Below are 12,663 nucleotides of genomic sequence, written 5' to 3' on the forward strand. Positions count from 1 at the left end.
AGTTGGTTATTTGAATTTAGCTGGAAGAAGAGTATGCTGTAAAAGTAAGCGTTTTTTGTCAACATAGAGGAGGGAATATCGTGGCAGATTTATTTACAAAAGTACAAGAAAAAGTCGCAGGAAAAGATGTGAAAATCGTATTTCCTGAAGGGTTGGACGAACGTATCCTGGTTGCGGTCAACAACTTGGCGGGCAACAAGGTATTAAAGCCGATCGTGGTCGGCAATAAAGAAGACATTCAAGCAAAAGCGAAAGAATTAAATCTTACGCTTGACGGCGTGGACATTTTTGACCCGCATACATATGAAGGCATGGAAGAACTCGTTCAGGCTTTCGTAGAACGCCGCAAAGGCAAAGCGACGGAAGAACAGGCCCGCAAAGCTTTGCTGGACGAAAACTATTTCGGCACGATGCTTGTGTACAAAGGTCTCGCAGACGGACTTGTCAGCGGAGCTGCACATTCTACAGCCGATACGGTGCGCCCTGCACTGCAAATCATTAAAACAAAAGAAGGCGTGAAAAAAACATCAGGCGTCTTCATCATGGCCCGCGGTGACGAGCAGTATGTGTTCGCTGATTGTGCGATCAACATTGCTCCTGACAGCCAGGACCTTGCCGAAATCGCCATTGAAAGCGCCAATACGGCTCAAATGTTTGACATTGACCCGCGCGTTGCCATGCTCAGTTTCTCTACAAAAGGATCGGCGAAATCAGACGAGACGGACAAAGTGGCTGAAGCCGTGAAAATTGCGAAGGAAAAAGCGCCTGAGCTTACGCTTGACGGCGAATTCCAATTCGACGCTGCATTTGTGCCGTCTGTCGCGGAGAAAAAAGCGCCGGACTCCGACATTAAAGGAGACGCGAATGTATTTGTATTCCCAAGCCTTGAAGCAGGAAACATCGGCTACAAAATCGCTCAGCGCTTAGGCGGCTTTGAAGCGGTCGGACCGATTCTGCAAGGATTGAATATGCCTGTAAACGATCTTTCCAGAGGATGTAATGCGGAAGACGTCTACAATCTTGCGTTAATTACGGCTGTTCAAGCGCTGTAATCCGCAAAAGCCGGCCTTTACGAGGTCCGGCTTTTTTTATAGAAAGAACGTCACTGCGGCCCAGCCGAACAGGGACAAACAGAGAGAACCGATCAAGCCTGCTGCGAGCGCCCGCCAGCCGCTATGACGAAACGCCGATATATGGACTTTCAAACCGAGACCCGCCATCGCCATGCCGATTAAAACATAAGACACTTGAACAAGAAACGCGGAAAACGAAGCTGAAATAACGCCTGATGTATGGATGGCGCTCATTCCGAGAAATCCGAAGATAAACCAAGGGATGGGGAGCGAAGCGGCAGAAGCCGTCTTTGACTTTCCGCTGCGGCGCGCCCGCATTCCGAGCATGAATGCGGCCGGGACGAGCAGCGCGACCCGGGTCAGTTTGACGATCACCGCCATCTCGACGGCTGCTTTTCCTCCGGCGCTGCCGGCCGCCGCCGCATGCGCCACTTCGTGAAGCGTTGCCCCGCAAAAGGCCCCGTAAGCCGCAGGAGAAAACCCCAATCCATGATAAGCAAGAGAATATACAACAGTAAAAACGGTTCCTAATAACGAAACGGCGGCCGCGCTGATGGCGGCTGCATTTTCATTTGATCTGATCTGCGGCGCGATCGCGGCAATGGCTGCCGCCCCGCAGATCGCTGTGCCGCAGGCTGTCAGCGTGCTGAGTGTCTGATCTATACGGAACAGCCGGGACAGTCCGTATACAACGGCACCCGCAAACATCATACAGCAGACGGCAATTGCAAATACGTGCCAGCCCGCATGATAGATATCCGCCAGATTCAGTCTCATGCCAAGCAGGATGATGCCTGCTTTCAGCAAGTATTTGCTTGAGAACGCGATCCCCGGCTCTAATGCCTCCCGCTGTCCGAATACGGCGCGCCAGAGCATGCCGATCAGCATGGCAAGGACAAGCATTCCGAGCATATGCAAAAACGGCAGGCGGCTGACATAGAAAGCCGCAAACGCAATTCCTGCGGTAACTGAAATACCTTTTACCATCATCATCTCAGTCACTTCCCATTATCTTGATAACTCCACTTTACTGCGGTCTTAATCATTAGTAAAATATATTTATATGATATAAACGATTAGGAAAAATAATGATTAGGGGCGATGCTTTTTGTATTATGGGGAACTGAAAACATTCATTGCCGTCGTGGAAGAAAAAAACTTTACAAAGGCGGCGCAGAAGCTGATGATTTCTCAGCCGAGCGTGAGCCTTCACATTAAAAACCTGGAGAAAGAATTTCAAACTGCCTTGCTGAACCGCTCTCCGAAGCATTTTACGACGACGCCGACGGGGGACATTCTCTATCAGCGCGCCAAGCAGATGGTCTTTTTGTACGAACAGGCGAAATCCGAAATTTACGCCCACCATCATTATGTCAAAGGGAAGCTCAAAATCGCCGCGAGCTTTACCATCGGCGAATATATTCTGCCGCCGCTTCTCGCAAAGCTTCATAACGAGTATCCCGAACTGAACCTGGACGTCATGATCGGAAACACGGAGGAGGTCAGCGAAGCGGTTCGGATGCTTCAAGCCGATATCGGATTAATTGAAGGGCATACGGGGAAAAACGAGCTCGACATTCAGCCGTTTATGGAGGATGAATTGTGCATTGCCGCACCGAACGGACACCCGCTCGCCGGCAGAAAAAACATCCCGGCTGCCGAATTGCAAAATCAAGCGTGGGTGACAAGGGAGAAGGGTTCGGGAACGAGGGAATATTTAGACCATGTCCTTCAATCAAACGGACTGCGGCCGAAATCCATGATGACGATCAGCAGCAACCAGGGCGTCAAGGAAGCCGTGATCAGCGGAATGGGTCTTTCCGTTCTGTCAAAAAGCGTGCTGCAAAAGGATCTGCTTCACGGCAGCATTTCCGTGCTTGAGATAAAAGGATTCTCCTTAAAACGGAAACTGTCTATCATCCAATCTTCCATTATGGAGAACACAAAAAACAAAGAAATCTTCATCGCTCTTTTGAAAAGCCAATTTCAATCATCTCAAGCGGAGTGATATAATAAACGCATGGAAAGCCTATGACGAAAGGGATTTAATATAGATGGGAAAGCAACCGATTGATTTACTGATGCAGCCGAGCTGGAGAATCATTGACCAATCCAGCCTCGGCCCTTATTTTGATGCGAAGCAGTCATTCGCAATGGATGATACGCTGTGCGCCTCCGTAGGCAAAGGGGAATCGCCTGCGACGGCACGCTCTTGGGTGCACCACCGGACGATCGTGCTCGGTATTCAGGACACACGCCTGCCGTTTTTAGAGGACGGCGTGAAATTGCTGGAGGACGAAGGCTACCGTGTCATTGTCCGCAATTCAGGAGGCCTAGCGGTCGTTCTCGATGAAGGCGTATTGAATATCTCGCTTATTTTTGAAGATGAGAAAAAAGGCATCGACATTGACAGAGGCTACGAGGCGATGACAGAGCTGGTGCGGCGGATGCTGCGTCCGCACAATGCCGAAATTGAAGCATATGAAATTAAAGGATCGTACTGTCCGGGCAGCTATGATCTCAGCATCGGCGGCCGAAAATTCGCGGGAATCTCACAAAGACGCCTGCGGGGCGGAACCGCGGTTCAGATTTACCTCTGCGCCGATAAAAGCGGAAGCGAACGCGCCGATCTGATCAGACGTTTCTATCAAGCCGCTTTAAAAGACAAAAGCAACGATACAAAAGGCGTATATCCCGATATCCGGCCCGAAACGATGGCTTCATTAAGCGAATTGCTGCAAACGGACATTACCGTGCAGGACTTAATGCTGGCGCTTTTGACTGAACTGAAGGAACTCAGCGGACGCCTGTATGCAGCCGGATTATCGCCGGAAGAGGAAATGGTATTTGAAAAAAATCTGACCCGAATGCTGGAACGGAATGAGAAGGTGTTCGGCACGCAGGAAAGCTTGGACTGAGTCCGGGCTTTTTTTGTTTTTGGTAATTATATACTATTTAGTTATAGTGAAAAAGAATCGTTATATCAAAACTAGTTTACATTATATACCTTATTTGATTAATATATTTATGTAGGTTCCAAATAATTCTATAAACTGAAGGAGATGGAGATATGAACTTTAAAAAAATAAAAGAAGAAAAAAGAATCACGATCCCGACACATTTGTTAGCCGGAGATGCGGAACAATCAGGCAATTCTTTCGCTTGGAGCGGCTGGGTGCTTGTAGTGCCGAGCCAAGAAGACAATCAAAACCCGAATTTGAATTTCTCTGATTTAGCCGCTCAAAAGTAAGGTAATCACTGTTTGGAGCCTACGCATCTGAGACGAGGCGGTGAGAGTGTGACACAAGAGTATATAAGAGAAATTAAGCGGGGAGCACTGTCATGGATTGTTGAAAATATCCATTATTTTGATATGAATCATAAAGTAGCGAATGATTTCAGATGGCGTCTTAAAACATTTATAGAACTCATTTTTCTTACCAATTACCTGATCAGAAATCAGGCAGATGATAAGGAGGTTGCTGTTTTAACGGAGTTTATTACAGAAAGGCTCCGTAATGATCAGCTTGAAGAATTTATTCATTTTGATCCGGACGGTCTCGCCGGATTGGCTATTGCGGGTGAATTTCTTACCTTGACTGATCATCCGTCACAGGCTTCAGTGATATGGGAGCTGGAAAAATTCACGGCAGCGCGTTTTGATTGCAGCCTTGCTAAAATTCCCTTTCGGAAAATGGATCTGAAGTACAGTCTGCAAAGAGCGGGCGTAACCTCGGAAATAACGGATTTTTCTGACTTATATCACTATACAGCAGCTGGTCAGGATATCCCAAATACATATATGACGGATCATGATGCATACAGCATCACTCATACGATTTTTTATATAACAGACATGGGATGTTCTTCGCTTACGGATAAAGAATATCATCTGCCGTCCTTAAAAGAAAAGGTCCTGAAATTTCTCGGGATCTATATCTGTCTTGAGAATTTAGATATTACCAGTGAATTATTGATGTGCAGCTCTTTTTTACATATCGACATGGATAAGGACAACCATAAACCGCTCTATGAAGCAGCCTGGAATAAAATCTATCGGGGCCGAATGAAAGAGGGGAATGTCCCGAGCATCACCTATCAACATAAACCCGGTTTGAAAGGTGAACAGCGAAGAGAAGATGTGTTTAAACATTGCTATCATACAACACTTGTCGCCGCGGGTGCCGCACATGCCTGTCTTAGAACAGAAAGGAACGATTAACTTGAACAGATTAGCTGAAGAGACGGATCAATTTTTATTATCTTTTGCTGAACAATCGCTTCCGGATCAAAAGAGCATTCAGCTGTTTGCCGGCTTCTGCAAATACTACAGAAAGACGAGCCATTCTTCTACTGTAAAAGAACATACTGAAAGGATTGCCTCCGCTTTCGTTGATAAGTCATGCTGGGAAGATCTGTTTCACTGTAACACGGCCATTGTCAATGAGTTGATTCATATCTATTTAACGGCAAAAGCTTATAAAAAGAAGCAGGGAATGGAAGCGGATGATCAGATCATACGTCACGGATTGCAAAACGGCTATCTTATAAAAAAAGAATGGCCTTATTTTAAATATGCCGAATTCGTCGGTTTACTGAATGAGCTGGGAATGTCAACTGACCATGAAAAAGTGCGCTTTTACAAGAATTCGATGTTTCAGCCTTTGCTCCATGACGCATGGAAAAGAACAGCTGAAAACGAGCTGGAGTTTGTCGAGTACTGTCTTCTTCATTTAGACCAGGGAGAGCATCTGCTTCATCCCGGCTTGAAGGCCTCCATTCAAAAATGGCTTGTGTTTTGTCTCGGCAGCCGAAAAATGAAACAGCTGTGCAATATGTTATTTATCCAATCGTGTATCGATCCATTTTTTTATGGCTGTCAAGCGGCTCTTCATCATATAAATAACGAGAATCCATCCATTCATTGTGCTCCGGCTCTTCTGCCGGCGATTGAGATTCTGAATCTGGAGTGTGGAACATGCGGATAGTCAAGGAACATTTTAATATAAAAAAAACAGAAGAATGGCTGCTGGGTTTTTGGAAGAACATTCAGCTGCAGCCGGAAGAAATGGAAGCAGATGATCTCATGCACCTGTTTTGCGGTTTAGCGGCATGTCATCATTTTGAAAAAAGAAAGGATACAGAAGAAATTATTCTATTCTTAGACCGTTATTTTTGGGAAAAAACGCACGAATGCCATCCGGTCCTGTTCGCGTATGCGTATCATGTGTACCGCAGGATGGATGCCGCAAAAAGCATCTTTTTTCATAACGGACTTGAACAAATGGTCCGCGGTTTACAAGAGGAACTGAAATCAGAGCCTTCCTCTATGATCCTCATGGTGTTAGCAGCTTATTTTGGAGCGGTGACCCCGGAAGAACTGATCGTTTTCTTAGAAACCGCAATGAAACGTGAGGCCGATTTGCTCATGGCACCGGGCGGCATCCAGGAAGAACAGGCGGATGCCCTTTATGCCGTCTCTTATTTGCAAATGAAAGAATTACAGCCTTTTCTCGCAAAATGGTACAAAACATCAGATTTTGCTTTTTCAGGTTTAATGTTAGCCGAGTGCAGAAAGTATCACATTGCCGCCGTTGCAAAATACACAGCCATTATGAAATTTCTCCGATTCGATGAGGCGCTTTTTATACGGGAAGGGCGGGAATTTCTACGCTTTCAGCAGCGAAGCAGCGGGAGCTTCGGTTATTTGAATCCATTAGCGATGGACCAAGGGGCGGTCAGCGGCAAATTGCTGGACCGTCAGTATTTCCTGCCGTCCGCTCATTATGCCGCCGCCTCTCTGTCTATGCTGTAATGTCTCTCTTTTGAAAGACGGAAAAAGAAATCAATAAACAAATAAGAAAGTAGATCGCTATAACTGTCACGGAATAGGGGATGTTTAACGTTGAAATCGCATCACCCGCACTTTTATTTACATAAGCAACGAGGTTTAAATGCGGAAAGAGCGTAAATTTATACCACGTAAATTGGGCAAGCAAATCAGTTCCGCCCAATATACTGCCGGCAAACAGCAGTAAAATGGATAAGCAAAGGGAGAGCGCCTGGTTTTTGCACAATACTGACAAAGTGAACGCAATGGTGACAATACTTATAATTGATATGAAACGCAAAAGCAGAATGATTCCGGATGCTTTGATTGAACTGATGGTATACAGACTGTCATTTAAATGAGTAAAGACGAGCGGATATGAAGCATTGGAAAAACCGAATAACACGCCGCCGATCAGCAAACAGCTCACACAGTAAAATAAGTAAATCATACCGGTAAACAGAAGGGAGGCCAGAAATTTCGATGTTAAAATCCGCCATCTTCGGTTCGGGCTTGTAGCGATAAACTTAATCGTCCCAAGGGCAAACTCTTTAGAAACAACCCCGCTGACGGTTAAAATCGCGGTTAAGCTTACGAAAATCTCCAGCCCGTTTGAAGTAACGGTGCCGAAAAACCTCCAGCCGTTCCATTCATAAGGGTTGATGTTATGCTCCAAATAATAGTCTTTATTCTTAACATCAGCAGAATAATAAACGCCTGCCGTTTCAGCCGGTTTATTAATTTCTTCCTGTTTTTTTTCGGCGAGAAGCCGTTCTTTCCAATTGTTATCCGAGGAAGCATCTAACTCATGATTCATAATAAGGCCGGCCAGCAAAACGATGAGAAACAGGAATAAAAGAGATAAAAGTGTGCCTTTTTTTCGGGTTATTTTTATGAATTCGTTCTGCGCCAGATGAAATATGCTCATACCGCGTCCTCCTGATCTGTAATCATCATGTATTTCTCTTCCAATGACAAAGTCCTTGCAGAAACGCGGGAAATCAGAATCTCTTTCTCTGCCAAAGTTTTAATGATATACGGGATGGTATCTTCCTCCGCTTCCAATTCAATGATGCGGCTGTCTTTTTGCTGTACTTGAAGAATACCGTCCTGCTCTAATATTTCTTTCGCCCTTGCCGGATGATCGACCGTGACGGTAAACAGCTTTTTCTGACCAAGGTCATTTCTGCTCTTCATGTCTTCAATTCCTAAAATCCGTCCCTTTTTAATGTAGGCAACCCTGTCGCAAATCTCCTCCATTTCCGACAATAAATGGCTTGATAATAAAATGGAAACCCCTTGCTTCGCTAAATCGGAAAGAATGATGCGCAACTCTTTCATCCCTTTAGGATCGAGGCCGTTCATCGGTTCATCCAGAATTAATAACCCGGGATTGTGAAGAAGAGAATAAGCGAGCCCCAAGCGCTGTTTCATGCCTAATGAGAAATGTTTCACTTTTTTGCGGGCAGCCTGCTCCAGTCCGACTTTTGCAAGGGTATTCATAAGGTCATCCGTTCGCAGCGAGGTGCTGCGCAGTTTAGTAAAATATTTTAGGTTTTGCAAAGCGGTCATGTTCGGATACATATCCGGGCCTTCAATGATAACCCCGATATGTCTCATAAAATATTCAAAGTCGCTGTCCGGTCTGCCTCTGAATGAAATGGCTCCTTCTGTTTTTTTAATAAGCTGTACGATCATTCTGAAAATAGTGGTTTTACCTGAGCCGTTCGGCCCTAAAAGGCCGAATATCTCACCTTTTCTTACATTGAAAGAAATTGACTGTACAATAGGGGTATGATTGATGGTTTTAGAGACATCTTTTAATATCAGGGCTGGTTCACTCATGCTACTGGCACACCTTCCTTATGATTTAGGGTAAAAGCCGTCAAAACCGAAGAACATGCTTCCGATCAGGCCGGCAGCGATTAAAATGAGAGCAATGCTATACCACATTTTTCGATTCAATGGTTTCCCTCCTTACAATGCTGACATTCCATTTGAAATAGCGCAAAAAGATGCGGAATATCAGTTTCGAAAGATCAAATCCGGCCATAAACACCGCCATACCCGCTCCGAGGACCATACATCCGTTAAAAATGGCTGTTACAATCGGCACTTTTACGAGGAGAAAGAATGATCCGGTCATCAGCATCAGGCCGATTGCCATCAAACTTAACACCGCAACAGAGGCAAAAAGAAACGGTGTCAGCATAAACATGAAGTTGAACATGCCCATACCCAGCATCAGGCCGAATGCTTTGAAAAAGGAGCGCCATGTTTTCTGCTCCTCGGCATCACTGATGAAAATATCCGCTTTTAAGGCGCGCGCAAGTGTTTTGGGGTTTCCTAAATTGCCGGCGATTTGTTCATCGCTTTTTCCTTCAGCGCCGCCCATTTGGAATATTTCGCCGATATCGGCGAGTATCTCTTTTTGCTCAAGTTCCGGCAGATCTTTTATTTCCCGCCGGAGATGTTTTAAATATTGGTCTTTACACATTCATTTTCCCTCCTTAATGATGCTGTTCACTTTTTCGGACAGGTCAAGCCATTCCGATTTTAATGTGTGATGATAAAAGGCGCCTTCTTCTGTTACTTTGTAATATTTGCGTGACGGGCCTTGATCTGAAGCTGCTGTATACGTTTTTAAATAGTTATTTTTCGTAAGTCTTCGTAATATGGGGTAGATGGTGCCCTCCGATACAGGGAACGTTTCACTTATGATCTTGATTAATTCATAACCATATAAATCTTCATAAAGAAGCAAGGACAACACACAAAGTTCCAATGCTCCTTTTCGTAATTGGCTACTCATTTACTATCATTCCCATCATATCTAATAATTGTATTCTCTATACAGTGTATTGCACAGTAGCTAATCGATCAATAATTCCCAAGAACCATTTGGGATGAGGAATTGAATCTTTATGCTTATGTGCGGGCGGGGACCGAGATGCGCAGCCCTTGCGGGAAGAAGGCCTCCTGAACAATGTTTACATTAATATAGATCAGGATGCGCGTCATTGACAAATGGCAAAAACCCCTTTTTCCATGACAAGGAAAGGGGTTTTTTGCGTTATTCGGCCATTTTTTCTAAATTGCCGTTCCGGTCCATTTTAAAGGACGGAGAGGCATGCTCGTCGTCTTCAAATAAAACTAGTTTTCTGGCTCTGTTCATAATTTTCACCAAGGTTTCGTAGTCTTCCTGAATGGTTTTTTGATCTTTTTCAAGCTTTTCGACGGCCGCTTCCAGCTGCTCGGTTTTAGACTGAAGTTCTTGATTTTCCCGTTTTAAACGGTCATTTTCCATCTGCAAGGCGGAAGTTTGCTTTCCGCTGCCTTCATAGCTCTGCAGAAATTGAATGACGTCTGCCATTGTGAGCTCCGCCTTTTGGCTCGGCTGCTGAGGCGCCAGCAAATGTGATAAACTAGCTAACTCTTCCTTGAAGCTTTCATCGACATAAGGCATATGTTCGCCGGACATGACGGCTTGCCGATCCTCTTTTGGCGCTTCCGTTTGAACCGTCTCTTCGGCTGCGGTTTCTTGAATGATGTCCGCATCCGGTGCAGGCGGCTGGTATAATAGTTTCTTCTTGGCCGGCTGGCCGTTTCCGAGCGCGCGCATCCGCTGTTTCCGCTGTTTTTTTGCAAGCTGAAGCGCTTTTTCATATTGATGGCGCACGACGGCATTCCATCTGAATCCGCACGCTGCCGACGTTCTGTTTAATTTATCGCCTACCTCTTCAAAGGCGTTCAGCTGCGTGCTTCCTTCCCGGACGTGCCGGAGCACGGTTTCCGCAAGCAGCAGGTCATTTTCCTCCGACCAGGCGTCCTGTCTTTGCTTTGTCAATGTTCTCAACCCCCAATAATCTTGATGGTATTAGAATGTCCAGATTGGAAAATATTTATACAAATTGGCTGAAAGAATGAGAGATACGCAGAGCCTTGCAGGATAAGATGAATCCTTGTACAATAAAACGTGATGTGATTTTTTTCGTTTTTAAAAATTAAGATTTAACATAGAGGAACATTGAATGAAGGGAAGCGTACATCATGGCTAATGAATTCCGAGTGTGTGATGATTGCCAGGCCACCAATATTAAGACATTGCTGCCGCGTTTGAAAGAAGCTGACCCGGATGCAAAAGTGGAGGTCGGATGTCAGTCATATTGCGGGCCCGGACGCAAGAAATCGTTTGCTTTCGTAAACAACCGCCCGCTGTCGGCGCCGACTGAGGACGAGCTGATTGAGAAAGTGAAAAAGAAGATCAAAAAGTAAATGTGCATTTTTACGACAGCCTCGCCCGATGGGTCAGGCTTTTTTGCTTCAAAAAATCAATGATTGAAAACTGGAACAAAACGCCGGACAAATTCAAGGATGTTTTCAAATTACAGAGCCGATATAATAGAATCACGGCTAAAAAAAAGAGGGAATGACGATGGCGTATCCAAACGGAAAATTATCAGAAGAAAAAGTGTTTAAAGATCCCGTTCACCGCTATGTTCATGTGCGGGACAAGCTGATCTGGGATTTGATCGGCACCCGTGAATTTCAGCGGCTGCGCCGGATCAAACAGCTCGGTACGACGTATTTGACCTTTCACGGCGCGGAACACAGCCGTTTTAACCATTCTCTCGGCGTCTATGAGATTGTCAGACGAATGGTTGATGATGTTTTTAAAGGGCGTTCTGAATGGGATGACAATGAACGCGAACTCTGTCTCAGCGCCGCGCTTTTGCACGATTTGGGACATGGGCCGTTTTCGCATTCCTTTGAAAAGGTTTTTCATCTGGATCATGAAGACTATACGAGGGAAATCATTCTCGGCGACACCGAGGTGAATCAGGTTCTCAGAAAGGCGGGACCGGGATTTCCCCAGGATGTTGCCGAAGTCATTGCCAAAACATACAAAAACAAACAGGTGGTCAGCCTGATTTCGAGCCAGATTGATGCCGACAGGATGGATTACCTTCAGCGGGACGCATACTATACGGGCGTCAGCTACGGACATTTTGATATGGAACGGATTTTAAGGGTCATGCGTCCGCGAGAGGACCAGATCGTCATTAAGCAAAGCGGCATGCACGCCGTCGAAGACTATATTATGAGCCGCTATCAAATGTACTGGCAGGTGTATTTTCATCCCGTGACGAGAAGCGCAGAAGTCATTTTGACGAAAATTCTCCACCGTGCGAAGCAGCTCCATGAAGAAGGGTATATATTCACTCATGCTCCCGTTCATTTTTATTCCATTTTTGAAGGGAAGCTGACGCTTGCGGATTATCTGAAGCTTGATGAAGCCATCATTTTATATTATTTCCAGGCTTGGGAGGAAGAAGAGGACCCGATTCTGTCCGACTTGTGCCGCCGCTTCATTAACCGCCAGCTGTTTCAATACGCCGAATTTAACCCCAATGAGGAAATGTCGGCTTATTTTGAACTGACCGCTCTGTTTAAAGAGGCGGGAATTGATCCCAATTACTATTTAGTGGTCGATTCTTCATCGGATCTGCCGTATGATTTTTACCGGCCGGGTGAAGAGGAGGAGCGTCTGCCGATTCATCTGTTAACGCAGAACGGCCAGATCAAAGAGCTGTCCAGGCAGTCCGCTATTGTCGAATCCATTTCGGGCAAACGCCGGACGGATCATAAGCTGTACTATCCGATGGACCTCATTTTTGATGATTCAGAAAACCCTGAAGCAAAATTAAAAATCCGGCAGCTGCTGGGACTGACATAAAAGGATTTTGGTAAAGAAGGAAA

At 45.5% G+C, this 12,663-nt stretch carries 15 protein-coding genes; 9 read left to right on the top strand and 6 right to left on the bottom strand.

All coding sequences use genetic code 11. The annotated features are described in order from the left end of the window. The first annotated feature begins 80 nt into the window (after positions 1–80). Positions 81–1,052 (top strand): phosphate acetyltransferase, encoded by a 972-nt coding sequence (gene pta / locus ACWJJX_RS06635; RefSeq protein WP_094247414.1) that lies wholly within the window; start codon positions 81–83, stop codon positions 1,050–1,052. 36 nt (positions 1,053–1,088) lie between these two features. On the opposite strand, the gene ACWJJX_RS06640 is transcribed toward pta, so the two are convergent. After that, positions 1,089–2,066 (bottom strand): YeiH family protein, encoded by a 978-nt coding sequence (locus ACWJJX_RS06640; protein ID WP_094247415.1) that lies wholly within the window; start codon positions 2,064–2,066, stop codon positions 1,089–1,091. 115 nt (positions 2,067–2,181) lie between these two features. On the opposite strand from ACWJJX_RS06640, the gene ACWJJX_RS06645 reads away from it, so the two are divergent. From ACWJJX_RS06645 to ACWJJX_RS06670, 6 genes are all read left to right on the top strand, one after another. After that, on the top strand, positions 2,182–3,081 hold the full coding sequence (locus ACWJJX_RS06645; protein ID WP_007407666.1) for a LysR family transcriptional regulator: 900 nt from the start codon (positions 2,182–2,184) through the stop codon (positions 3,079–3,081). A 46-nt stretch (positions 3,082–3,127) separates the two neighbouring features. Then, positions 3,128–3,991, top strand: coding sequence for a lipoate--protein ligase family protein (locus ACWJJX_RS06650; RefSeq protein ID WP_025853620.1), 864 nt, complete (start codon positions 3,128–3,130; stop codon positions 3,989–3,991). 152 nt (positions 3,992–4,143) lie between these two features. Then, a complete protein-coding gene (locus tag ACWJJX_RS06655) occupies positions 4,144–4,323 on the top strand; it encodes a hypothetical protein (RefSeq protein ID WP_003151018.1) in 180 nt (59 codons plus the stop codon). 48 nt (positions 4,324–4,371) lie between these two features. Continuing rightward, positions 4,372–5,295 carry a DUF6895 family protein gene (locus ACWJJX_RS06660; RefSeq protein WP_025853619.1) on the top strand — a complete coding sequence of 308 codons (924 nt, stop codon included), beginning with the start codon at positions 4,372–4,374 and terminating at the stop codon, positions 5,293–5,295. Then, positions 5,264–6,061: a hypothetical protein gene (locus tag ACWJJX_RS06665; RefSeq protein WP_094247416.1), complete on the top strand. Its 798-nt coding sequence runs from the start codon at positions 5,264–5,266 to the stop codon at positions 6,059–6,061. The genes ACWJJX_RS06660 and ACWJJX_RS06665 overlap by 32 nt, the downstream gene beginning before the upstream one ends. Then, positions 6,052–6,888 carry a hypothetical protein gene (locus ACWJJX_RS06670; protein WP_070082531.1) on the top strand — a complete coding sequence of 279 codons (837 nt, stop codon included), beginning with the start codon at positions 6,052–6,054 and terminating at the stop codon, positions 6,886–6,888. Before ACWJJX_RS06665 ends, ACWJJX_RS06670 begins: the two co-directional genes overlap by 10 nt. On the opposite strand, the gene ACWJJX_RS06675 is transcribed toward ACWJJX_RS06670, so the two are convergent. From ACWJJX_RS06675 to ACWJJX_RS06695, 5 genes are all read right to left on the bottom strand, one after another. Beyond that, positions 6,878–7,831: an ABC transporter permease subunit gene (locus tag ACWJJX_RS06675; RefSeq protein ID WP_454022839.1), complete on the bottom strand. Its 954-nt coding sequence runs from the start codon at positions 7,829–7,831 to the stop codon at positions 6,878–6,880. The genes ACWJJX_RS06670 and ACWJJX_RS06675 overlap by 11 nt on opposite strands. Further along, positions 7,828–8,748 carry an ATP-binding cassette domain-containing protein gene (locus ACWJJX_RS06680; RefSeq protein WP_077722997.1) on the bottom strand — a complete coding sequence of 307 codons (921 nt, stop codon included), beginning with the start codon at positions 8,746–8,748 and terminating at the stop codon, positions 7,828–7,830. Before ACWJJX_RS06680 ends, ACWJJX_RS06675 begins: the two co-directional genes overlap by 4 nt. Positions 8,749–8,845: 97 nt before the next feature. Further along, positions 8,846–9,400 carry an HAAS signaling domain-containing protein gene (locus ACWJJX_RS06685; RefSeq protein WP_003151028.1) on the bottom strand — a complete coding sequence of 185 codons (555 nt, stop codon included), beginning with the start codon at positions 9,398–9,400 and terminating at the stop codon, positions 8,846–8,848. Then, on the bottom strand, positions 9,401–9,715 hold the full coding sequence (locus tag ACWJJX_RS06690) for a PadR family transcriptional regulator (protein WP_012118696.1): 315 nt from the start codon (positions 9,713–9,715) through the stop codon (positions 9,401–9,403). It lies immediately after the preceding gene. Between the two features lie 261 nt (positions 9,716–9,976). Next, positions 9,977–10,750, bottom strand: coding sequence for an RsfA family transcriptional regulator (locus ACWJJX_RS06695; RefSeq protein WP_003151032.1), 774 nt, complete (start codon positions 10,748–10,750; stop codon positions 9,977–9,979). A gap of 203 nt (positions 10,751–10,953) precedes the next feature. Here ACWJJX_RS06695 and ACWJJX_RS06700 point away from each other — a divergent pair, with 203 nt between their 5' ends. Continuing rightward, complete coding sequence (locus tag ACWJJX_RS06700) at positions 10,954–11,178, top strand: DUF1450 domain-containing protein (RefSeq protein WP_003151034.1); 225 nt, start codon at positions 10,954–10,956, stop codon at positions 11,176–11,178. Between the two features lie 160 nt (positions 11,179–11,338). After that, positions 11,339–12,640 (top strand): HD domain-containing protein, encoded by a 1,302-nt coding sequence (locus ACWJJX_RS06705; protein ID WP_146275737.1) that lies wholly within the window; start codon positions 11,339–11,341, stop codon positions 12,638–12,640. The last annotated feature ends 23 nt before the right edge of the window (positions 12,641–12,663 follow it).

Source organism: Bacillus sp. YH3-2-B2 (genome assembly GCF_053663335.1).